The following is a 20,812-nucleotide window of genomic DNA, read 5'->3' on the forward strand; positions in this document are numbered from 1 at the left end:
GGCTCGGAGATGTGTATAAGAGACAGGCGCAGGGGTGAAGCGTATGCCGGGCCGCGAGGCGGACGCGGGTACGTGCGGACGCGGGCGGGCGAGGCGGGCACGCACGGGGAACGGCGGACGGGCACGCGCGGGGGACGGGCGCGCGAGGCGGGCAGGCGCGGGGCACCGGCCGACGGGCACGCGCGGAGACGCCGGAAGGGGCTGTCCGTCCCCCGGACCGGACAGCCCCGCGCCTCTTCGGGAGAGGCGCCGCCTACGGGTGCTGGAAGCCCGCGTCCTGGAGGATCTTCTGCGCCTCGGGGGTGCTCAGCCAGGCCACGAACGCGGCCGCGGCCTCGCTGTTCTTGGACTGCTTCAGCGTGGCGGCCGGGTAGGAGGCCACGGCGTTCTGCGCGTCGGGGATGTCCACGGTGACGACCTTGTCGCCCGACTTGGCGGAGTCCGTCCTGTAGACGAGGCCGGCGTCGGCCTCACCCATTTCGACCTTGCCCAGGACGGCGCGGACGTTGGGCTCCTGGGACACCGGCTTCACCTCGACCTTCTGGGCGTCGAGGATCTGCTTGCTGTAGCGGCCGACCGGTACCTCGGGCGCGGCGAGCACGACCTTCAACTTGGTGTCGGCGAGGTCCTTGAGCTCGTCGATCTTGAACGGGTTGCCCTTGCCGGCCGCGATGACCAGGCGGTTCTTCGCGATGATCTTGGCTTCGCCGGTCTCGGCCCTCAGCCCGTCCATGGTCTTGGTGTCGGCGGTGACCAGCGCGTCGGCCGGAGCGCCCTGCTTGACCTGCGCCGCGAGCTCCTGCGAACCGGCGAAGGAGAAGGTGACCTTCGTGCCGGGGCGGGACTTCTCGTACGCCTCGCCCGCGGCCCTGAAGACGTCGGTGAGGGAGGAGGCGGCCAGGACGGTGAGGTTCGCCTGCGGTGCGGCGGGGGCCGACGGTGCGGCGGACCCGGTGTGGGAGGCGGCGGGCTCGTCCTCGCCGCTGCCGCAGGCGGTGAGCCCGGTGAGCAGGGCGGCGGACAGCACGGCGGCGGCGGTGGTGCGGCGACGGGTCGAGGCCGGGGTCGGGGACATGAGCGCAGGCTCCTCGGTCGGGTCGGCGGCCGGCCGGGTGCCGGGTCCGCGCTGTGGTGACCCGCGCCGGTGACGGGCGGAGCGGGTGGGGGCGGTTCGGTGTGGTGTGGTGTGGTGCGAGCGGTGGTGGGGCCGGGGGTGGGCCGTGCTGCCCGGGGTGGCGCGCCGAGGGGTTCAGGCGCGGTCGATGTGCACGCTCGTGGACTTCACACGGGCGGTGGCCCGCATGCCGACCTCCAGCCCGGGCTCCTCGACGGCCTCGCGGGTCAGCAGGGAGACCAGGCGGTGCGGACCCGCCTGGATGTCGACCTGGGCGGACACGTCGCCGAGCCGGACGGCGGTGACGATGCCGGGAAAGGCGTTGCGCGCCGAGGTGTACGGCTCTCCGTCCTCGGCGTGGGCGCCCTGACCCACCTCCACGGAGAAGGCGGCCAGATCGCGGCCGTGGATCAGCCGTCGCCGACCTCGTCGCGATGGGTCACGACCCGGCCGGCGTCGGCCCAGCGCCGTGCGGTGTCCGGGCTGACGCCCAGCAGCCGCGCGGCCTGTCCGATGGTGTAGGACTGCATGTGCGACAAGGTAGGCGCACGCATGGCGCATTTGCAATCCTCTTTGGGTCATCACCATGGTAGGTGCCAGGGGTATTGGTGCATCTGCCAAAAGTCGCAGAAAAGTCGTTCCGTCCCGGTGGGCCCGGATGGCTAGAGTCGGGGCATGGCTGATGAGGTTTCGGGAACGGAAACGGGCACGGTAAGGGTCGACGCGTGGATCTGGTCCGTGCGACTGACCAAGACCCGCTCGATCGCGGCGACGGCGTGCCGGGCGGGCCATGTGAAGGTGAACGGGGAGCGTGCCAAGCCGGCGCAGCCGATCCGCACGGGCGACGAGGTACGGCTCTTCCACGCCGGGCGCGAGCGGATCGTCGTCGTCAAGCGACCGGTGGCCAAGCGGGTCGGCGCGCCCGTCGCCGCCGAGTGCCTGATCGACAAGAGCCCGCCGCCGCCCACCCCGGTGGAGGCCGCGGTCGTCGGTATCCGCGACCGCGGCACGGGCCGCCCCACGAAGCGCGACCGCCGCGAGATCCGAACCCTGCGCGGCCGCTGACACCGCCCACCGCCCGGGCCGTTCACGCCGTGCCTGTGCAGGCGGGCCGCCCGCGGCGGCGGAAGCCTCTGCCGCCACCGCGGCGCCCGGCAGCCACAGCCGCCGCGGCGGGCGCCGAGCGGCGGGCCGCCGCGTACGCGTCGCGGCGTACTGCGGCTGCGCCGCGTGCGACGGGGCATGCACACCGGGCCCGTGCGAGCGGGGCACGTCGCGGCGGTGGTAGCCCCGCCACCGCAGCGCCGCTGGGCGTGCGCGGTACGCCGACCTGCCCGTGGACGCGAGCTGCCCGGCAGGGCCGGACAAGGTGGTGCGCCCGGGCGTTCACGGGCGGGTCCGTGCCGGCGGGGCACCCGCGGAGACCGCGGATGGTGCCGCCGCCGGGTCAGCCGGCTGGCTGAGCGCCCGCTCCCCGGGCGGGTCCGCCCGGGGTCGCGGGCGCCCGTACGGCTGCGCGCGCGGGTGGAGCCGTTCAGGCCTTGCGGTAGGCGTAGGCCTCGGTGGCGGCTTCGGCCACCTGGGTGATCGGGGCGCCGGCGGACGCCGCGACCAGGGCCGCCACCGCGCCCTCGACGAAGGGTGCGTCCACCAGCCGTGAGTCCGGCGGCAGTTCGTCCTCCAGCAGCAGCGTCTTCACCGTCAGGACCGAGCTGCCGAGGTCCACCAGCAGCGCCACCCCGGCGCCCCGGTCCACCTCCCGCGCGGCCGCCACGATCCGCTCCGCGCTCGTGCCGAGCCCGCCGGCCGACGTGCCGCCCGCCGAGGCCACCGGAGCCACCGCCCCGCCCGCCGCCAGGCCCCGCGCCAGCTCCGCCACCGACTCGGCGACCGCCGCGCTGTGCGAGACCAGCACGACCCCGACCAGGGCTCCGTCCGTCATCGCCCGTCCTCCGTCCGCTCGGCCACGTCCGCGAGCGCGCCCAGCAGCAGCGCCGACGAGGTCGCACCCGGATCCTGGTGGCCGATGCTCCGCTCGCCCAGGTAGCTGGCCCGCCCCTTGCGCGCCAGCATCGGCACGGTGGCGAGGGCTCCGTTCTCCGCCGCCTCCGCCGCCGCCCGGTACGACGTGCCCAGCGCGGCCACGCCCGGCAGCAGCGCGTCCAGCATCGTCTTGTCGCCCGGTGCCGCGCCGCCCAGCTGCGCCACTGCGCCGACCCCCTCGTCCAGGGCCTCGCGCAGCTCCGCGTCCGACACCTCGGGCGCCTCCCCGAGCTCCTTGCCGGTCCGCCGCAGCAGCATCCCGTACAGCGGCCCCGACGCTCCGCCGACCGTCGAGATCAGCGTCCGCCCGGCGAGCTGGAGCACCGCGCCCGGCGCCGCCGGGGGCTCCGCCTCCAGGGCCGTGCGCACCGCCGTGAAGCCCCGCAGCAGATTGCTCCCGTGGTCGGCGTCCCCGATGGGGGAGTCGAGCTCGGTGAGCCGGTCCGCCTCACGCTCCACGGCGGCCGCCGCGGCCGTCATCCAGCTCCGGAAGAACTCTGCGTCACGCACCGGATCTCCTCGCCTCGCATCCGCCCGGCCAGTCCTTCCGCCACCATAGATCAGCGACCCCGCCGCGGCGCCGCCGTCCGGGCGGGCGCGTCAATCCGTGCTGACCCCGACCTCGCCGCCGGTGCGCAGAATCGGTCAATTGGCGCCGCATGCGGTCAACCGGAAGCGCGAGATTCGGCCACGTGGTCGTATGTCAGCTTCTGCGGGATTCGACGAGTGCGAGGCGCAGCGTGGCAGCGACGACTGAAGAGCCGTTCAGGGCTCTGTTGGAAGCGGCACCGGACGCGATGGTGATCGTGGACGACGCCGGTGTGATCCGGCTGGTGAACGCACAGACCGAGGCCCTTTTCGGCCATCCCCGCCGGGAACTCCTGGGCCGTCACATCGAGGTCCTGGTGCCCGAGCGGTTCCGCGGGCAGCACCCGGGCCACCGGCTCGGCTACGCGGCCAGCCGCCAGGTCCGCCCGATGGGCGCGGGCCTGGTGCTCTACGGACTGCGCCGCGACGGCGGCGAATTCCCGGTCGAGATCAGCCTGAGCCCGCTCGAGACCCCCGAGGGGCTCCTGATCTCGGCGGCCGTACGCGACGTGAGCGAGCGCAGGGCCGCCGAAGAACGCTTCCGGGCCCTGCTGGAGGCGGCACCGGACGCCATGGTGATCGTCGACGAGCGGGGCGCGATCCAGCTCGTCAACGCGCAGACCGAGGCCCTCTTCGGCTATGCCCGGGAGGACCTGCTGGGAAGACCGGTCGAGGTGCTCGTCCCGGAACGATTCCGCGGGCACCACTCCGACTTCCGGCACGGCTACTTCGTCAACCGCAAGACCCGCCCAATGGGCGCGGGCCTGGAGCTGTACGGACTGCGCCGCGACGGCGGCGAGTTCCCGGTGGAGATCAGCCTGAGCCCGCTGGAGACCCCTGACGGCACCCTGGTCTCCGCCGCCATCCGCGACGTCACCGAACGCAAGTCGGCCGAGGAGATGCTCGCGAGGCTCTACGAGCAGCAGCGCCACGTCGCGCTCACCCTCCAGCGCAGCCTCATGGGATCCCCGCCCGACGTACCGGGGATGCCCACGGCGAGCCGCTACTTCCCGGCCCGGCAGGGGGCCGGGGTGGGCGGCGACTGGTTCGACCTGATCCCGCTGGGCGGCGGCCGGGTCGGAGTGATGGTCGGCGACGTGATGGGGCGCGGCCTGGACGCCGCCGCCGTCATGGGCCAGCTCAGGTCCGCCTCCCACGCGCTCGCCAAGACCGGGATGCCGCCCTGGCAGCTCATGCGCGCCCTGGACGCGGTCGTCAGTGAACTGCCGGACCAGTTCGTCACCTGCTGCTACCTGGTCGTCGACGCCGATTCCGCCGAGATCACCATGTGTTCGGCGGGACACCTCCCGGTCCTGCTCGTCGCCCCGGACGGCGAGGTGACCCGGCTGCCCGTGGAGGTGAGCGTGCCGCTGGGGGTGGGGGAGGTGCCCCACCACGAGACCCGGCACACCGTCGAGCCCGGTTCGGTGCTCGCGCTGTACACGGACGGCTTGGTCGAGACGCCGGACAGCGACATCGAGGGCCAGGTGGACGGGCTCGCCGCCGCGTTGGAGAAGGCCGTCGCGACGACGGACGGCCTGGAGGCGGCCGCCGACCGGCTGCTGGCCGAACTGCTGCCGGAGGCCGACGACAACCCCGACGACGTGACCCTCCTGCTCGTCCGCATTCCCGACACACCGGTGACCTCGCAGAGCATGCTGCTCGCCGCGGACCCGAGCAGCGTCGGCGCCGGGCGCCGGTTCCTGTGCTCCACCCTCGCCCTGTGGGGCAGGGGCGACGAGCACCTCCGCGACACCGCCTGCCTGCTCACCTCCGAGCTGCTCTCCAATGCCGTCAACCACAGCCGCGGCCCGGTCCGGCTCCGTCTGCGCCAGGCCGGCCGGGAACTCAGCGTCGAGGTGTGCGACGGCAGCCCCGTGCTGCCGCAGGCCCGGTTCGCCGCCCCGGACGCGGAATCCGGCCGGGGCCTGCTCCTCGTCGACTCCCTCGCCTCCTCCTGGGGCACGCTCCCGACGGCCGAGGGCAAGGCCGTCTGGTTCTCGCTGCCCCTGCCGGCCCCGCGTTCCGCTCCGACCTCCGCTCCGTCCTCCGCTCCGTCCGCCGCTCCGCCGTCCGACCCGCCAATGGATCCGTCCCCGCCGTTCGATCCCTCCGCCGGGTGCGTGCCCGGCGGGCCCCCGGCGGACCCCCGTACGGAAACGGACTGAGCCCCGGGGCGGCGGCGTGATCGAATGGGCGTGTGAACGGCCGTGACGGAAAGGGTCCCGCTGTGTCAGATACGCCCCCGCCGAACGTCTGGGCCCCGCCGCCCGCAGGCGCTCCGCAATGGCCGGCCCCGGCACAGGGGTGGCCGCCACCCGGTCACGGCCGCCCGCCCTTCGGTGCCGCACCCCTCCCCCAACCGCCGACCGCCACCGCGCCGGACGGCAGTGCCTACCACGAGCAGGCCCGCAACGGCCGCCAGCACGTCCCGCAGCGCATCGGGGAGTTCCTCCTGGTCGCCGTCGGGAACCTGGCCGCACCACTGGTGGTGGTCGCGTTCGGCGCCCTCGCCTGGTACGTGCTGGGGCTGGACTTCGCACCCGAGGACGGCGACCGGATCCTGGGGGATCCGCTCGCCGACGAGGCACTCTCCCTGCTCTCCATAGCCACCGGCATACCCGTGGTGCTGCTCGCCGTGCGGTGGTGCGGCAGGCGCCCCGCAGGCACCGTCGTCTCCGTCATGGGCCGGCTGCGCTGGGGCTGGCTGGCCCGGTGCGCGGCGGTGGCCTTCCCCCTGATCGTGCTCCAGATGGGCGGGCTGACGCTGTGGGGCTACCTCAGCGACGGCGAGGAGGCCGTCGCGGGCGACTTCCCGGGCTGGTCCGGGTTCCTGCTCGGGCTGGTGGTGCTGTGGGCGCTGATCCCCTGTCAGGCCGCGGCCGAGGAGTTCGTGTTCCGGGGCTGGCTCGCCCAGTTCTTCGGCGGGTTCCTCAAGTCCCCCTGGCCCGGCGTCGTCGTCGCGTCCGCCCTCTTCGCCGTCGCCCACGGCATCGGCGAGTGGTCGGGGTTCGCCCTGCTGTTCTACTCCGCCATGTGGTGGGGGTGGCTGACCGTCCGCACCGGCGGCCTCGAGGCCGTCATCGCGGTGCACGTGGCGAACAACATGACCGCGTACGCCATCACCGTCGCCCTGGGGCAGCTGGCCGAATCGGGGAACGCGGCGGACGCCCCGTGGCAGGCGCTCGTCCTCGAGCTCGTCGCCGCCCCGGCGTACTGCCTGCTGATCGCGCGCCTCGCGGGCAGCCATGGCGTACGCCGCCTCAGCGGGCCGGACCCGGCCACCCCCGCCGACCCGGCCAACCCCGCGGATCCGACGAGCCCCACGGGCCCCGCAGTTCCGGCGGACCCGGCCACCCCCGCGGCCCCCAGGGACTCGGCGGCGTCGGCCTGACCCGCTGCCGCACCCCCACAGGCCGGCAGGCCTGCGGGGGTGCGCACCGTCACCAGCGCGTCAGCGCACGCGGGTGGTGGCTCACCGCGTGGCGGCCGAACCGATGCTCACCACCCGGGCCCAGGACGGTGTCGGGTCCGGCACGTAGTACGGATCGTCCTCGTCCCACCGCGCGGCCTTCGGACGGGAGAACAGGCCCACCACCGTCCGGCACGCCGGCCGGACGGCGGGCCACGCGGTCTGCCCGTCCGTCAGGACCACGATGACGTCGGGCCGGGGCCCCGACCGCAGGGCCTTGGCGAAACCCGCGCGCAGGTCCGTGCCGCCACCACCCAGCAGCGGAATGCCCTCGCCCTCGCACAGCGGGTGCACGATCCGCGCCGCCGCGTCGCACGGCACCACGGTGACCAGGTCGCGGCGGCCGCCCACGGCCTGCGAGATCGCGGCGACCTCCAGGAGCGCACTGCCCAGTTCGGCGTCGCTGACCGAACCGGAGGTGTCGATCACCACGGAGACCCGTGGCGGCCTGCGCCGCAGGCTCGGCAGGACGACACCGGGCAGCCCGGCCGAGCGCCGGGAGGGCCGGCCGTAGCTGTAGTCCTCGCCCGCGCCCGCACCGGAGGCCGCAGACCGGACCGCCGCCCCCAGCAACTCGCGCCACGGCTGCGGCGGGTGGAAGGCCTCCTCCGCCCACCGCTTCCACCCCTTCGGGGCGTCGCCCGGCCGCCCGTTGATCCCCTGCGCCACACGGAACCGGACCGCGTCCTGCTCCTGCTCGCCGAGGCCGTGCGCGCCGTCCGGCCCGAGGTCCCACTCGCGGTCCATCCCGTCGGCGCCGCTGCCGCAGTCCAGCCAGACCAGGCCCTGGGTCCGCGGCCCGAGCCCGAACTGTCGCAGGTAGTCCTCCATCAGCTCGCCACCGGACAGACCCAGTTGCTGCGGGGTGACGGCCCCCGCGGGCAGCACCAGCCCGTCGCCGAACACGTCGTCGTTGATCTCGCAGTCCGCGGCGATGTTCATCCGCAGTCGCGCCCCCGGCCCTTCCAGCCCGTGGAGCCGCGCGGCCCGGTCACCGCGCCCGTGGTGGTCGCGCAGCAGGTGCGACACCTCGTGGACCCACACCCCGGCGAGCTCATCCACCGGCGTCCGGTCCACGAAGCCCGGTGAGACGTAGCACCGCCAGTGCTTGTCGACGGCCATCGTGGGCACCCGGCGGGACTCTACGGTGTGCAGGGCGAACAGCGCCGTCGCGAGGTACGGCCGGACCCGCGCGGCGTGCAGCCGTGCGGCGTAGAGCTTGTCGAGGTCCAGCGCCCCCGGTGCCCCCTGGGCCCGCGCGCTCACCTGTGGGCCCCCGCGGGGACTGCCGTACGGCCCGCGCTCCGCTGCGCGGCCTCGTCCGCGCGCCGGGAGAGGGACACCGCCCCGGCGAGCCGCTCGATCTCGGCGGGCACGTCCCACTCCTCGCGGCGCAGTGCGGCCAGCGAGGTCGCGGGGACGACCACGAGGTCCGGAGCGCCCGTCTCCAGGGCCCGCACCATGATCGTCCACGCTGCGTCCCAGCGGGCCTTCTCCGGGCGCCGGCACACCGCGGACACGATCCCCTCCAGGACGGCCTGGCGCTGGTCACCACGTTCGGGCAGGTCGGCGGCGGCCGGGTCGGCGAGCAGCACCTCGGGGTCGGGGAGCTCCATCCGGTCCAGGGCGGCGAGCAGTTCCAGCGCCGGGCCGTCCCCCACGGTCCCCCTGACGAGCATGGAGAGCACTTCCCGGGAGGAGCTCGCCGCGGTGGCGAAGGCGATCAGACGCAGCGTCATGTCCCAACTGCGGGGCGACGGCCAGGCGCCGCCGCGCCGCGTCTCACCGGAGGGCAGGCGGTGTACGAGCGGGGGCCGGGTGGTGAGGAACCCGCACACCGCGCGGCGGGCGAAGTCCACGGCGGCGGGCAGCGCCTGAGCGTCGAGGCGCGGCAGGGTGGCCCGCGGCCAGGTCCCGCCGAGACCGCGTACGACGACATCGTGGTCGTGGGTCCACTGGAGGTGGACGAACCGGTTCGCCAGCGGCGGGCTCAATTCCCAGCCGTCGGCCGCCGACGACCGCGGGTTGGCGGCAGCCACGATCCTTACCCCGGGGGGAAGCTGCAGGGCGCCGACCCGCCGTTCCAGTACGAGGCGCAGCAGGGCGGCCTGGACGGCCGGCGGCGCGGTGGACAGCTCGTCCAGGAAGAGCAGGCCGCGGCCGGCGCGCACCAGGCGCACCGCCCAGTCCGGCGGGGCCATGGGGACGCCCTGCTGCGCGGGGTCGTCGCCGACGACGGGCAGCCCGGAGAAGTCGGACGGTTCGTGCACGCTGGCGATCACGGTGGTGAGCGGCAGGTCCAGGGAGGCGGCGAGCTGGGTCAGGGCGGCGGTCTTGCCGATCCCCGGCTCGCCCCACAGGAGGACGGGCAGGTCGGCGGCGACGGCCAGGGTGAGGGCTTCGAGCTGGTTGTCGGGGCGCGGCTCGGTGGTGGTCTCGCCGAGCAGGGCCAGCAGCTCGCCGGCGACGTCGAGCTGGGAGGCGGGCATGTTCATGGGCGTGTTCACGGACATGTTCACGGGCACGTTCACGGGCATGGGTGATCACCTGTGGGGTCTCGAAGGTGTGCGGGTACGCAGGGCCGGGCCCCGGCCGGAGCCGGGGTCCCGTCGGACTCAGACGGCCCGGTGGCCGCGGCGGGGATGGCGGGAGCGGTGTGCTGGTGCGGGAAGGCGTCGGGGGCCCGGTCCGGCGAGGCCCGCGCGGAACAGCCCGTAGGTGATCCGCCGTCGGGCGGCCGCCTCCAGTTCGTCCCGCAGTGGGCCGGGGCGCAGCAGTGCGCCGGGCCCCAGGAGGCCCTCGACGACGGCCAGTGCCCCGGTGATGTCGCCGTGGTCCAGGCGTTCGCGGACACCGGCGAGGCAGTCCGGGCGGCGGTGTGCCGTGTCGATGGCCCGGAGGCAGGGCAGGGGAGTCCCGGACAGGGCCACGAGCAGTTCCTCGCGGCGGAGTTCGGCCGCATCGTGGTCCAGCGGGGTCAGCACCCCGTCGACGAGGCCGATGCGGTGCCGGGAACCACGGCACTCGACGTAGCGTGGTCCGCCCGGGTCCGCGGTCCGCGACGGCAGGGCCGGCCCAGCCCCCGGTGCCAGGGCGTCGGCGACGAGCGGGTGCAGCCGCCCGGCCTCGATGGAGCCGGTGCGGAGCAGTTCCAGGTCGGGGAGCACCCGGGCCGCCGCGTCGGGCAGGACCGGCAGCGCGTGGGCGCTGCCGTCCGCTGGTGCGGCGCCGATCCGGAGCGAGGGCGGCCGGAGGCCGTACCCGCCCGGGGCCCCGCCCGGGTCCAGGTCCAGGACCAGGCGTCGGCCGGCCCCGAGCCGTACGGTGACGCTGCCGGTGGTCCGTCCCTCGGCCCGGAGCACGATCGCGGTCTCGTCCGCCCATCGGCCGACGGCGCAGGCGTGTTCGGCCGGCAGCGTGACCGCGAGGTCCGGGTCCGGCCCGGTCGGGCCGTCGCAGGGCGGTCGGTCGGCGCCGGAGCGGGCCCGCAGTTCGTCCGTCCTGCGGGCGTCCCACAGGTGGCGGTGCAGGTCGAGGCGGAACCGCCGGTCGGGTCGTGCCCTTCGGCGCGGGTCACCGGCGGCCACCCCGGCCTCGGAGCGGGAGCCGTCCCACAGCGCGAGGCTGATCCGCTGCCCGCCGTCCGCCCAGGCGGGCGGGGTGCGGGCCACGAGGTGCACCGGGGGCGTGCTCCCGGTCGGCGCGGAGGTCCCGTACCGGGCCAGGGTGAGGGTCAGCCCCGGGCGCAGCAGCCCGTCGGGAGCGACGCGCGGCATGTGCCAGCGGAGCAGGTCGGGAGCGAGGTGGCGCAGATCGGCCCGGATCCGGTCGGCGAGGTCTCGGCCGTGGGAGCGGGCGAGGGAACGCAGGTTGAAATCGACGTCGATGCCTGCGGCGGCGCACGCCCCGGCCCAGTCGCCGGCGTGGCGGCGGGCGGTCGCAGTCTCGATCATGGAAGCCGGCACGGCGTACTCGCGTACGCGGAGCCAGAGGGCGAGGCGGGAGTCCCTGTTCGCGGTCTCGGGGAGCATCAGCACTCACCTTGCGCGGTGGGGACCTCCGATCCGTGAAGGTAAGGAGTGGTCATCGCGGTGATCGTATCGACCCCCGTCGCGACCGGCCAGGGGTTTTCCGGCGGCTGCCGTCCCGCCCCGGCCAGCGCTGGTGGTGCCGGTCGATGACGTAGTGGTGGCCGTGCAGCCAACCGCGCCCGGAAGGACGGGCGTCGGCGAGGTGCGGGTGCCCGGGCGGCAGGTCCGGATGCAGGTGTTCCAGCCGGTACGGGTCATGGACCGGCCAGCTCGCGGCCGCGGCCGCGGTGGCGGCCAGGGCGACCGCCCCCAGGGCCGCGACCGTCGGGGCCGGGCCCGCCCACGGGGCGAGCCACCCGGCCAGCGGGTAGGTGATCAGCCAGCAGCCGTGCGAGAGGGAGAACCGGGCGGCGAAGGCGGCGGGCAGGTCCGCGTCCGCGGTGGAGCGGCGGACCACGCGGCCGCCGGGGGTCAGGACGGCGGAGCAGGCGGCCCCGATCGCCGCCCACGCCCCCAGGAGCGCGGGCCAGGACCAGGCGCCGGGTGCGGCCGCGGTGAGCACGGCCACGGCGGCGAGGACCACCGGGAGCGCGGAGGCGGCCGAGAGCATCACGGTGCGGTCGGTGGCGTGCCGCAGCAGCCGCGGCAGGGCGAGCGCGGCGAGTACGGACCCGGCGCCGTACGCGCCGAGGGCGACCGGGACGGCCCCGGCCGGGCGGCCCAGGCCGCGGACGACGGCGACGGTGTCCACGAGGACGACGGCGCCGGCGGCGGCGACCGCCAGATCGAGGGCGAGCAGCGCCCGCAGCCGTGGAGTGGCGCGGAACAGGCGGGCGCCGAGGGCCGCCTTGGTGCGGATCCCGCCGGTCCGCTCGACGGGAGGGGGCGCGGGCAGCGCCGTCGCGGTCACGAGCGCGGCGGAGGCGAGGAAGCCGACGACGGTGCCGGTGAACAGGCGTTCGTAGGGGACGACGGTGAGCAGTGCCGCGGCCAGGAGCGGGCTGAGCAGGCTCTCCAGGTCGTAGGCGAGCCGGCTCAGCGACAGGGCCCGCGTGTAGTCCTGTTCGTCGGGCAGGACCTGGGGGATCGTCGCCTGGAAGGCCGGGGTGAAGGCCGCCGAGGCCGCCTGGAGCAGGACGATCAGGACGTGGATCTGCCACACCTCGGTGACGAGGGGGAGGGCCAGCGCCGCGCCGGCCCGGGTGAGGTCCGCCGTCGCCATGAGGGTCCGCCGGGGGACCCGGTCGGCGACCGCCGTGATCAGCGGGGCGACCGTCACGTAGGCGATCATCTTGATCGCGAGGGCGGTCCCGAGGACTGCCGGGGCGTCGTCGCCGGCGAGGTCGACGGCGAGCAGGCTGAGCGCGACGGTGGCGAGCCCGGTGCCGGCCAGGGCGACGACCTGGGCGGTGAACAGGCGGCGGTAGGTGCCGTTGCGCAGTACGGACGGTCGGGACGGCAGGGACGGTACGGACGCAGAGGAGGGCAAGGTCGGCCCCGTTCCGGTCGGCGGATCGACGACACGACCAGCGTAGCCAACATGTGCGCACCCGTGCACGTATGGGAGAGCGGTGCGGACCGTCGTGGCCGCACCGGGTCCGGCCGGCGCCGGCCGGACCCGGTGCGGCATGCGCGGCGGCTCAGTCGTGCGGCGGGAGGGACCCGATCTGGTGATCGGCGACGTTCATGGCTTCGTCCACCAGCCTGCGCAGGTGCCCGTGGCGCAGGGCGTAGACGACGCGCCGCCCGTCCTTGCGGGTGGTGACCAGCCCGGCGAGACGGAGCTTGGCCAGGTGCTGGCTGACGGAGGGACGGGCCGCGCCGCACGCCTCGGTGAGCGTCGTGACGTCCGCCTCGCCCCGGCCGAGCCGCTCCATCAGCGCCAGGCGCGTGCGGTCCGCGAGCAGGGCCAGCACGGACGCGGCGACCTCCAGCCGGTCGCTCCGCTCCTGCGCATCCTGTGCACGTACCGTTCGTGTGCCTGTGCTCATGCGGACATCGTAGGGCGGCCGGGGCGTGAAGTGTGCGCCACTGCGCACGCATGCTGGGCACACGGGCCCCGCACCCCTCCGCACACGAGCCCCCTACGCACACGGGCCCCGCATCCCCAGGGGGTGCGGGGCCCGTGCACGGGCATGGCGGGTCGGATCAGCCCAGGGCGGGTGCCTGCTGCCGGGCCGTCGCCGCCGCGCCGTCGGTGCGGGCGTCCAGGAGCCGCTGGGCCAGGACGCCGAAGACGACGGCGAACACCGCCCACAGCACCAGTTGGACGGCCAGCGAGGCCATCCGGAACTCCCACAGCAGGGCCGCCGGGAATCCGGGCTGGACGGCGTCGCTGTTGTCCGGCAGGAACACGAACGCCAGGGCGGTGGCGGCGATGAAACCGCCGGACGCGGCCAGCGTCGCATTCCAGTTGCCCAGGCGGGGTGCCAGCCGGCGCCCGAGGATGATCGCGCCGACGCCGAGCAGCACGCTCAGCAGGATCATCAGGAAGAACAGCGTGGTGCGCTGTCCGATGGTGTCCGGGTTGCCGACCGCGGGAGGGGTGGCCGGGTACTTGAGGAACGGCACCAGGTACACCAGGGCGAACGCACCCGCCCCGGTGAGCGCGGCCGTGGCCCGCGGGCTGAACCCGCCGACACGGCCGAGCGCGAACGAGAACGCGAGGGAGGCGATGCCGCCCAGCGCGACCCCGTAGACCAGCACGCCGGTGGCCAGGCCGACGGTCGACTGGACCGGGCGGCTGACGAGCTCTTCCTCCTCCTCGGCGGCCCCGCCCGACGCGGCGTCACCACCGTGACCCGCGTGGCCGGAAGCCGCGCCGGCGGTGTCCTGCGCGGCTGCGGCCTCCTCGACGGCGATGGAGCCCCGTACCGGCGGCTCACCCACCACGTAGGCGACGGCGAAGGCGAAGAGTCCGGCGATCAGGCCCGCGAGCATGCCGCGGACCAGAAGACCTCTGACAGTGGAGGCGTACATGTGCGCGGCCTCTCAGTGGCAGGGGAAGCCGAGCAGGTGACGGCCGTCGTGCACCCACTCGTGCACGCCCTCGCCGGCGAACACGGCGGTGGCGCCCTGCTCGGCACCGACGAAGTACAGCGCGACGAGCATCAGGAGGCCGACGAAGAGGGCCCAGGGCAGGACCGCCTTCACGGGCAGCGGAGCCGACGGCGAGACGGCGGGGGTGGGGATGGCAGCGGAAGCGACGGCCTCGGCCATGATGGAACCTCCTTGGGGAACAACGCGTCCCATACGGTGGTGCAGGACGACGGTCCTCGGGTCTGACTCGCCGCGACGGCCCCCGGGGGAGGTCACCGCAGCACACAGTGGCGCGACCATGCCGGATTCTCACCGGACTTCCGTCTCGCCGTCGTCGCTATGTCTTTATGTCGCGTTGACGCTACCGCGTGGCGGGCCCGCGGCCAAGACCGTGAGTTCCTGATCACACGCCTACCCTGCGGTAATGCCGTTCCGGGAGGCGGGCCGTAGCGGTGCGGAACCCGCGATCTGCGGCGGCCCGGCCCCGAGTGCTGCTAGAATCCCCGGCGTTGGCCTTCGGCGTGCGTGCCCGTGCATGCGTCCGGAGGCTTTTTTCATGCCTTCACACCTGACCACCAGCCAAGCCGCCGCGCCCGCCGCCGGCTACCGGGACCTGCTCCGCACCAGGGAGTTCAGCGGCCTCTACGTCAGTTTCGCCCTCACCGCGGCCGCCGGTGCGCTGTCCGGCATCGCACTCGGAACCCTCGTCGACCGGCAGACCGGTTCGCCGTTCCTGACCGCCGTCAGCATGTACGGCGCCACCTTCGCGACCGTTCTCGGCGCACTGACGCTCATGTCGGTCGCGGACGGGAAGCGGCCCCGCCGCACCCTGCTCCTGCTGCAACTCGCCTCCCTGGCGGGCGTCTGCGCCCAGGCGGTGCCCGGACTGCCGCTCGCGGCCCGGTTCGCCCTCCTGCTGTTCCTCGGCCTCTTCCAGTCCCTCGGGACCGGCGCGCGGCTCGGCCTGCTCGCCGAGGTCGTGCCGGTCTCCGCCTACGCGCCGGCCCGTTCGCTGATGAACGTCACCGCGGGCGGCACGGCGATCCTCGGCTACGCCGTCGGCGCCGTTTTGCTGCGGCACGCGGGCCCGCAGGGAGTCTTCGTCGTCGCCGCTTCCCTCACCGCCCTCGGGACGGCCGTGGTGGCGGCCACCGTCCGGGAGCACTCGGTCCGGCCCACCCGCCGTCCGGGCCTGCGGCAGACCTGGCGGACGAACGCCGAACTGTTCTCCCACCCGGGCCGGCGGGCCCTGCTGCTGGCCCTGTGGGTCCCGGGCGGTCTGATCGTCGGCTGCGAGGCCCTCTTCATCTCCTACGACCCCGGTCACGCCGGGACCTACCTGGCCGCCGGATCCGCGGGCATGCTCCTCGGCGACCTGGTCGTCGGCAGGCTGCTCACCGCCGGACAGCGCCGCCGCCACGCCTTCGCCCTGCGGCTGCTGCTCGCCGCCCCCTTCCTGCTCTTCGCGGTCCACCCGCCCGCTGCGGTCCTGGGGGTCGCGGTGTTCGTCGCCGGCACCGGGTTCGCGGCCACCCTGCCGCTCCAGGAGCAGCTCCTGGAACTGACGCCCGAGGCGATCCGCGGGCAGGTCCAGGGGGTCGAATCGGCGGGCCGGATGACCTGGCAGGGCCTGGGCGCCGCGATCGCCGGCGGCCTGGCGCAGGCCCTCGGCCCCGGCACGGCGATCGCCGTCGCCGCCGCGGCCTCGCTCGCCGTCACCCTCCTCGCCCGGAGGTCCCGCCGGGCGCGGGGGTGACCGGGGCGGCCGCCCCGCACCAGAGATTCGTGCACCTGTTCGGTTATGGGTCTAAGCTGGGGGCATGCACGCGGTCCAGGGTCTACAGGGTTCCCTCTTCGACCAGGGCGACGAGATCCGCCCCGGCCCCCTCGACGGGTTGCGCCGGACGGAGCTGGGCGCCGGGGCCTGGGTCGACCACCTGCCCGGCTGGCTGAGCGGTGCCGACGCGCTCTTCGAGCGGCTGGCCGCCGACGTGCCCTGGCGCGCCGAGCGGCGGCAGATGTACGAGCGGGAGGTCGAGGTGCCCCGGCTGCTCGCCTTCTACGCCGAGGGCGAGGCCCTGCCGCACCCCGCGCTCGTCGAGGCCCGCGATGCGCTGAGCGGCCACTACGCCGCCGAGCTGGGCGAGCCGTTCACCACTGCCGGACTGTGCCTGTACCGCGACGGGCGGGACAGCGTGGCCTGGCACGGCGACCGCACCGGCCGCTCCTCGACCGAGGACACCATGGTCGCCATCGTCAGCGTCGGAGACCCGCGCGACCTGGCCCTCCGCCCGCGCGACGGCGGGGCCACGCTGCTGCGGCTGCCGCTGGGGCACGGCGACCTGGTGGTGATGGGCGGCTCCTGCCAGCGGACGATGGAACACGCCGTACCGAAGTCCGCCCGGGCCGTGGGGCCCCGCATCAGCGTCCAGTTCCGGACGCGCGGCGTGCGCTGACCCTCCCGACGGGCGCGCCGCCCCCGCGGTTGCGGCCGCGTCACAAGGCGTACACCCTGGTGCGCATGGATCTGGGCGCGTTCTCCGTGAGTCTGTCCGTGCGGGACATCGAGGCCTCCAGGGCGTTCTACGAGAAGCTCGGCTTCACCGCCTCCGGCGGTGACCCCGCGCAGAACTGGTTGATCCTCAAGAACGGCGACCACGTGATCGGGCTGTTCCAGGGCGTGTTCGAGAAAAACATGCTGACCTTCAACCCGGGCTGGGACCAGAACGCGGAGCCCCTCGACGCGTTCACCGACGTCCGTGAACTCCAGCGGGAGCTGAGGGCGCTCGGCGTGGGGTTCCTGATGGAGGCCGACGAGTCGGCCTCGGGGCCGGGCAGCTTCCTCGTCGTCGACCCGGACGGCAATCCGGTCCTGGTCGACCAGCACGTCTGACCGGCCCCGTGGGGCCTGGTCCGAGCGGCCCCGTCTGACCCGGCCCCCGGCTGTCGGCTGTGGTCAGACGCGGGTGCGGACGTCGACGCCGGTTTCCTTCGGCGTGCGAGCCGCCGAGGCCGCCGCGTGCAGGGAGCGGAGCGCCAGCATCAGGATCCCGATGTCGTCGAGGTACACCGGGTCCGGGATGAGGTCCACGGGCGAGACGGTGTAGACCAGCGCGGCCCAGAACAGGGCCTTGTCCTGTAGCGGGATACCCGCGTCGACCAGCAGCCTCCGCGCCCTGAGCACGCGTACGAACATCACCGCCGCCACCACGGCGAGGCCCGCCATGACGACCGCGGTCACGATGAGCCAGACCGTTCCGTCCATGGCGCCCATATACCCCATTCGGGGCGTTGGTACCCGTAGAGCCGTCGGAGCGGTTCAGGCGCCCTGCCCGCGCAGGCGGCGCCCGACCTCGCCCAGGCCGTCGGCGAGCGCGTCGAGCTGCTCCGGGGTGAGCACGTCCACCAGGACCTCCCGGACCGTGGCCACGTGCCCCGGCGCGGCCTCCTCCAGCTTGGCGCTGCCGGCGTCGGTGAGCACGGCGAAGACCCCGCGCACGTCCGAGGGGCAGCTGCGGCGGCGGACCAGTCCGGCCTTCTCCATCTGGGTGACCTGGTACGTCAGCCCGCTCTTGGAGTTGATGAGGCCGTTGGCTAGCTCGGTCATCCGCAGCTCCCGGCCGGGTGCCGCGGCGAGCCGCACGAGGATCTCGTACTGCGGGTGCGACAGCCCGGAGTCGTCCTTGAGCTGCTGGTCGAGGCGCCGGTTCACCAGGGCGGAGGCTGCCAGGAAGCCGCTCCAGGCGCGCATCTCACGCTCGTCCAGCCATCTCGGTTCAGCCATGGCCCCACCCTACACGGGTTGTTCGAATTTGAATCACCGGCTAGGGTCCAAGGCTGCGGTTCGAATTTGAACAACTCTTCACCTGCCTCCCGAGCCGCACGACCGGAAGGACCCCCACGATGACCAGCCCCTCCGTCAGCACGACGAAGCCGCAGGCCACCGCGCCGACCGCACCGCCCCGGCCCGCCGCCCTCCCGGCCGCCGGCCAGGACACCGGCCTGCTGCTCCTGCGCATCGTCCTGGGCCTGACCATGGCCGGACACGGCGCACAGAAGCTCTTCGGCTGGTTCGGCGGCGGGGGCATCAGCGGCACCGGCACGTTCTTCACCGCCAGCGGCTACCCCGCCGGCGACGCCATGGCCGTCCTCGCCGGCCTCACCGAGACCCTCGGCGGCCTCGGTCTCGCCGTCGGCCTGCTCACCCCGCTCGCGGGCGCCGCCGTCGTCGGCACCATGATCAACGCGATCGCCGTCCACGGCGCCGGCGCCTTCTTCGCCCCCGCCGGCATCGAGTACGAACTGCTCCTGACGGCGGGCGCCGCGGCCCTCACCCTCACCGGCCCCGGCGCGTACGCCGCCGACCGCTTCCTCCCCGTCCTGCGCACCCATCGCCTGGCCCACGGGGCCCTGGCCCTCGCCCTCGGGATCGTCCTCGCCGCCCTCACGCTCCTCGTGCGCAACTAGGGCGTCTCCCGCCGGTCATGCCGGGCTCGCGGGGTCCGGCGCCGCGCCTCATCCCCCGGACTCCGTCCAGGGGCCCTCGGTTGTCCTCGGTCGACGACGCTCCGCGTCGTTTCCCGCGTCCGCCGTGCGGTGCGCGGCACCGGACCCGCTCCCTGATCCGGCCCGACCGGCCAGGCGCCCACGGTGCCGCGCCCGGGGGTGTCCGGGGCCGTAGCTGATTGGCCCCGGATATTCAGGGGAAGAGCGCTCAAATGACACAACCCATCGAAGACTACGCACTCATCGGCGACCTCATGACCAGCGGGCTCGTCGGCCGCGACGGGTCCATCGACTGGCTGTGCCTGCCGCGCTTCGACTCGGCCGCCTGCTTCGCCAGGCTCCTCGGCGACGAGGAGAACGGCCACTGGCGCATCGCCCCCCTCGGCGCCGCCGACGGCGAACGCTGCACCCGCCGCGCCTACGTCGACGGCTCGCTGGTCCTGGAGTCGTACTGGGAGACCGAGACCGGCACCGTCAAGGTCATCGACTTCATGCCCCAGCGCGACGTCGCCCCCGACGTCGTCCGCATCGTCGAGGGCATCAGCGGCACCGTCAGGATGCTCAGCACCCTGCGCCTGCGCTTCGACTACGGCCACGTCGTGCCCTGGGTGCGCCGCAGCGACGGCGACCGGGTCGCCGTCGCCGGGCCCGACTCCGCCTGGTTCCGCAGCGACCCCCCCGTCCGTACCTGGGGCGAGGACAACAGCACCCGCTCCCAGTTCCCCGTCACCGCCGGCCGCCGCGTCGCCTTCGTCCTCACCTGGCACCCCTCGCACGAACCGCGCCCCGAACCCACCGACCCCTTCGAGGCCCTGGAGAGCAGCCTCTCCGACTGGCGCGAGTGGGCCGCCTCCTGCCGCTACGAGGGCCCCTACCGGGAAGCTGTCACCCGCTCCCTGATCACCCTCAAGGCCCTCACCTACGCCCCGACCGGCGGCATCGTCGCCGCCGCGACCACCTCGCTGCCCGAGGAACTCGGCGGCGTCCGCAACTGGGACTACCGCTACTGCTGGCTGCGCGACTCCACCCTCACCCTCGGCTCCCTCCTCACCACCGGATTCCTCGACGAGGCCCGCGCCTGGCGGGAGTGGCTCCTGCGCGCCGTCGCCGGCGCCCCCGCCGACCTCCAGATCATGTACGGGATCGCGGGCGAGCGCCGGATCCCCGAGAGCGAACTGCCCTGGCTGCGCGGCTACGCCTCCTCCGCGCCCGTCCGCGTCGGCAACGCGGCCGTCGATCAGCTCCAACTCGACGTGTACGGAGAGGTCATGGACTCCCTGCACCTGGCCAGGTCCGCCGGACTGCCCGCCGAGGCCCATTCCTGGCGGATCCAGCTCGCGCTCCTCGACTTCCTGGAGCAGAACTGGCAGCGGCCCGACGAGGGCCTGTGGGAGGTACGCGGCCCCCGCCGGCACTTCGTGCACTCCAAGGTGATGGCCTGGGTGGCCGCGGACCGGGCCGTGCGGACCCTGGAGGGCGACCCCTCACTGCCCGGCGATCCGGACCGCTGGCGCGCCATGCGGGACGCGGTCCACCGCGACGTCTGCGACAAGGGCTTCGACCCCGGGCGGGGCACCTTCACCCAGTACTACGGCTCCCGCGAACTCGACGCGGCGACCCTGCTCATCCCCAGGGTCGGATTCCTGCCGCCCGACGACCCCCGGGTCATCGGCACCGTCGACGCGGTGCGCGCCGAACTCGGCCGCAGCGGACTCGTCCGCCGCTACAGCACCGCCGACACCGACGACGGACTGCCCGGCGACGAAGGCGCCTTCCTCGCCTGCTCGTTCTGGCTGGCCGACGCCCTGTACCTGATCGGCCGCGAGGACGAGGCCCGCGCCCTCTTCGAACGGCTGCTGAGCGTACGCAACGACGTGGGACTGCTCGCCGAGGAGTACGACCCGGTGTCCGGGCGCCAACTCGGCAACTTCCCGCAGGCGTTCAGCCACGTCGGCCTGGTCAACACGGCGCTCACCCTGGCCGGCATGGAAAAGCGGACGACCGAGGCGGGCTGACTCC

20 protein-coding genes and 1 pseudogene are annotated in these 20,812 nt (G+C 74.4%); 8 read left to right on the forward strand and 13 right to left on the reverse strand.

The window, feature by feature from the left end; translation table 11 throughout:
* Window positions 1-253 precede the first annotated feature (253 nt).
* Window positions 254-1,075, reverse strand: a complete 822-nt coding sequence (modA, locus tag IH80_RS0123395; protein WP_030963051.1) for a molybdate ABC transporter substrate-binding protein — start codon at window positions 1,073-1,075, stop codon at window positions 254-256.
* Between the two features lie 174 nt (window positions 1,076-1,249).
* Window positions 1,250-1,644 (reverse strand): annotated as a pseudogene (locus IH80_RS39620) (TOBE domain-containing protein).
* A gap of 145 nt (window positions 1,645-1,789) precedes the next feature.
* Here IH80_RS39620 and IH80_RS0123405 point away from each other — a divergent pair.
* On the forward strand, window positions 1,790-2,179 hold the full coding sequence (locus IH80_RS0123405) for an RNA-binding S4 domain-containing protein (protein WP_030963053.1): 390 nt from the start codon (window positions 1,790-1,792) through the stop codon (window positions 2,177-2,179).
* A gap of 469 nt (window positions 2,180-2,648) precedes the next feature.
* Here IH80_RS0123405 and IH80_RS0123410 read toward each other — a convergent pair whose 3' ends face one another.
* Window positions 2,649-3,056, reverse strand: coding sequence for a PTS-dependent dihydroxyacetone kinase phosphotransferase subunit DhaM (locus IH80_RS0123410; RefSeq protein WP_030963055.1), 408 nt, complete (start codon window positions 3,054-3,056; stop codon window positions 2,649-2,651).
* On the reverse strand, window positions 3,053-3,667 hold the full coding sequence (dhaL, locus tag IH80_RS0123415) for a dihydroxyacetone kinase subunit DhaL (RefSeq protein ID WP_030963056.1): 615 nt from the start codon (window positions 3,665-3,667) through the stop codon (window positions 3,053-3,055). Before dhaL ends, IH80_RS0123410 begins: the two co-directional genes overlap by 4 nt.
* 149 nt (window positions 3,668-3,816) lie before the next feature.
* Between dhaL and IH80_RS41525 the strand changes: the two genes are divergently transcribed.
* Window positions 3,817-5,913, forward strand: coding sequence for a PAS domain S-box protein (locus IH80_RS41525; protein ID WP_078906713.1), 2,097 nt, complete (start codon window positions 3,817-3,819; stop codon window positions 5,911-5,913).
* Window positions 5,914-5,975: 62 nt separating this feature from the next.
* Window positions 5,976-7,139, forward strand: coding sequence for a CPBP family intramembrane glutamic endopeptidase (locus IH80_RS0123425; RefSeq protein WP_063757330.1), 1,164 nt, complete (start codon window positions 5,976-5,978; stop codon window positions 7,137-7,139).
* A gap of 81 nt (window positions 7,140-7,220) precedes the next feature.
* Here IH80_RS0123425 and IH80_RS0123430 read toward each other — a convergent pair whose 3' ends face one another.
* The 7 genes from IH80_RS0123430 to IH80_RS0123460 form a co-directional block, all read right to left on the reverse strand.
* Window positions 7,221-8,483: a DUF2201 family putative metallopeptidase gene (locus IH80_RS0123430; protein WP_030963061.1), complete on the reverse strand. Its 1,263-nt coding sequence runs from the start codon at window positions 8,481-8,483 to the stop codon at window positions 7,221-7,223.
* Window positions 8,480-9,754, reverse strand: a complete 1,275-nt coding sequence (locus IH80_RS0123435) for an AAA family ATPase (protein WP_199819299.1) — start codon at window positions 9,752-9,754, stop codon at window positions 8,480-8,482. Before IH80_RS0123435 ends, IH80_RS0123430 begins: the two co-directional genes overlap by 4 nt.
* Before the next feature lie 78 nt (window positions 9,755-9,832).
* Entirely contained in the window at window positions 9,833-11,248 is a 1,416-nt protein-coding gene (locus tag IH80_RS0123440; RefSeq protein ID WP_051809829.1) for a hypothetical protein, read from the reverse strand.
* 52 nt (window positions 11,249-11,300) lie between these two features.
* Window positions 11,301-12,737 (reverse strand): MFS transporter, encoded by a 1,437-nt coding sequence (locus IH80_RS0123445; RefSeq protein WP_063757331.1) that lies wholly within the window; start codon window positions 12,735-12,737, stop codon window positions 11,301-11,303.
* 151 nt (window positions 12,738-12,888) lie between these two features.
* Window positions 12,889-13,239 (reverse strand): ArsR/SmtB family transcription factor, encoded by a 351-nt coding sequence (locus IH80_RS0123450; protein WP_030963067.1) that lies wholly within the window; start codon window positions 13,237-13,239, stop codon window positions 12,889-12,891.
* Window positions 13,240-13,396: 157 nt separating this feature from the next.
* Window positions 13,397-14,227, reverse strand: coding sequence for a CbtA family protein (locus IH80_RS0123455; protein WP_030963068.1), 831 nt, complete (start codon window positions 14,225-14,227; stop codon window positions 13,397-13,399).
* A gap of 12 nt (window positions 14,228-14,239) precedes the next feature.
* Window positions 14,240-14,467: a CbtB domain-containing protein gene (locus IH80_RS0123460; RefSeq protein WP_030963071.1), complete on the reverse strand. Its 228-nt coding sequence runs from the start codon at window positions 14,465-14,467 to the stop codon at window positions 14,240-14,242.
* Window positions 14,468-14,843: 376 nt separating this feature from the next.
* On the opposite strand from IH80_RS0123460, the gene IH80_RS0123465 reads away from it, so the two are divergent.
* The 3 genes from IH80_RS0123465 (at window position 14,844) to IH80_RS43950 (ending at window position 17,180) form a co-directional block, all read left to right on the forward strand.
* Window positions 14,844-16,043, forward strand: a complete 1,200-nt coding sequence (locus IH80_RS0123465; protein ID WP_030963074.1) for an MFS transporter — start codon at window positions 14,844-14,846, stop codon at window positions 16,041-16,043.
* A 64-nt stretch (window positions 16,044-16,107) separates the two neighbouring features.
* Window positions 16,108-16,743: an alpha-ketoglutarate-dependent dioxygenase AlkB gene (locus IH80_RS0123470; RefSeq protein ID WP_030963076.1), complete on the forward strand. Its 636-nt coding sequence runs from the start codon at window positions 16,108-16,110 to the stop codon at window positions 16,741-16,743.
* 65 nt (window positions 16,744-16,808) lie between these two features.
* The gene (locus IH80_RS43950) at window positions 16,809-17,180 is read left to right on the forward strand and encodes a VOC family protein (RefSeq protein ID WP_030963078.1); all 372 of its coding nucleotides are present in this window, start codon (window positions 16,809-16,811) and stop codon (window positions 17,178-17,180) included.
* Between the two features lie 63 nt (window positions 17,181-17,243).
* On the opposite strand, the gene IH80_RS43955 is transcribed toward IH80_RS43950, so the two are convergent.
* Together IH80_RS43955 and IH80_RS0123485 are read right to left on the reverse strand one after the other, a co-directional pair.
* On the reverse strand, window positions 17,244-17,552 hold the full coding sequence (locus tag IH80_RS43955) for a YkvA family protein (protein ID WP_030963079.1): 309 nt from the start codon (window positions 17,550-17,552) through the stop codon (window positions 17,244-17,246).
* A 54-nt stretch (window positions 17,553-17,606) separates the two neighbouring features.
* Window positions 17,607-18,071 (reverse strand): MarR family winged helix-turn-helix transcriptional regulator, encoded by a 465-nt coding sequence (locus IH80_RS0123485; RefSeq protein WP_030963080.1) that lies wholly within the window; start codon window positions 18,069-18,071, stop codon window positions 17,607-17,609.
* 119 nt (window positions 18,072-18,190) lie between these two features.
* On the opposite strand from IH80_RS0123485, the gene IH80_RS0123490 reads away from it, so the two are divergent.
* A complete protein-coding gene (locus tag IH80_RS0123490; RefSeq protein ID WP_030963083.1) occupies window positions 18,191-18,754 on the forward strand; it encodes a DoxX family protein in 564 nt (187 codons plus the stop codon).
* Window positions 18,755-19,005: 251 nt separating this feature from the next.
* Window positions 19,006-20,808 carry a glycoside hydrolase family 15 protein gene (locus IH80_RS0123495; protein WP_030963085.1) on the forward strand — a complete coding sequence of 601 codons (1,803 nt, stop codon included), beginning with the start codon at window positions 19,006-19,008 and terminating at the stop codon, window positions 20,806-20,808.
* Window positions 20,809-20,812: the final 4 nt, after the last annotated feature.

The sequence above is a fragment of the Streptomyces sp. NRRL S-378 genome (assembly GCF_000720645.1).
GTDB lineage: Bacteria > Actinomycetota > Actinomycetes > Streptomycetales > Streptomycetaceae > Streptomyces.

What these genes read in the sequence shown, in the direction of transcription:
- modA (WP_030963051.1), bottom strand. Translation starts at nt 1,075, where the DNA reads ATGTCCCCGACCCCGGCCTCGACCCGTCGCCGCACCACCGCCGCCGCC.
- IH80_RS0123405 (WP_030963053.1), top strand. Translation starts at nt 1,790, where the DNA reads ATGGCTGATGAGGTTTCGGGAACGGAAACGGGCACGGTAAGGGTCGAC.
- IH80_RS0123410 (WP_030963055.1), bottom strand. Translation starts at nt 3,056, where the DNA reads ATGACGGACGGAGCCCTGGTCGGGGTCGTGCTGGTCTCGCACAGCGCG.
- IH80_RS41525 (WP_078906713.1), top strand. Translation starts at nt 3,817, where the DNA reads ATGCGGTCAACCGGAAGCGCGAGATTCGGCCACGTGGTCGTATGTCAG.
- IH80_RS0123435 (WP_199819299.1), bottom strand. Translation starts at nt 9,754, where the DNA reads ATGCCCGTGAACGTGCCCGTGAACATGTCCGTGAACACGCCCATGAAC.
- IH80_RS0123440 (WP_051809829.1), bottom strand. Translation starts at nt 11,248, where the DNA reads ATGCTCCCCGAGACCGCGAACAGGGACTCCCGCCTCGCCCTCTGGCTC.
- IH80_RS0123450 (WP_030963067.1), bottom strand. Translation starts at nt 13,239, where the DNA reads ATGAGCACAGGCACACGAACGGTACGTGCACAGGATGCGCAGGAGCGG.
- IH80_RS0123455 (WP_030963068.1), bottom strand. Translation starts at nt 14,227, where the DNA reads ATGTACGCCTCCACTGTCAGAGGTCTTCTGGTCCGCGGCATGCTCGCG.
- IH80_RS0123460 (WP_030963071.1), bottom strand. Translation starts at nt 14,467, where the DNA reads ATGGCCGAGGCCGTCGCTTCCGCTGCCATCCCCACCCCCGCCGTCTCG.
- IH80_RS0123465 (WP_030963074.1), top strand. Translation starts at nt 14,844, where the DNA reads ATGCCTTCACACCTGACCACCAGCCAAGCCGCCGCGCCCGCCGCCGGC.
- IH80_RS0123470 (WP_030963076.1), top strand. Translation starts at nt 16,108, where the DNA reads ATGCACGCGGTCCAGGGTCTACAGGGTTCCCTCTTCGACCAGGGCGAC.
- IH80_RS43950 (WP_030963078.1), top strand. Translation starts at nt 16,809, where the DNA reads ATGGATCTGGGCGCGTTCTCCGTGAGTCTGTCCGTGCGGGACATCGAG.
- IH80_RS43955 (WP_030963079.1), bottom strand. Translation starts at nt 17,552, where the DNA reads ATGGACGGAACGGTCTGGCTCATCGTGACCGCGGTCGTCATGGCGGGC.
- IH80_RS0123485 (WP_030963080.1), bottom strand. Translation starts at nt 18,071, where the DNA reads ATGGCTGAACCGAGATGGCTGGACGAGCGTGAGATGCGCGCCTGGAGC.
- IH80_RS0123490 (WP_030963083.1), top strand. Translation starts at nt 18,191, where the DNA reads ATGACCAGCCCCTCCGTCAGCACGACGAAGCCGCAGGCCACCGCGCCG.
- IH80_RS0123495 (WP_030963085.1), top strand. Translation starts at nt 19,006, where the DNA reads ATGACACAACCCATCGAAGACTACGCACTCATCGGCGACCTCATGACC.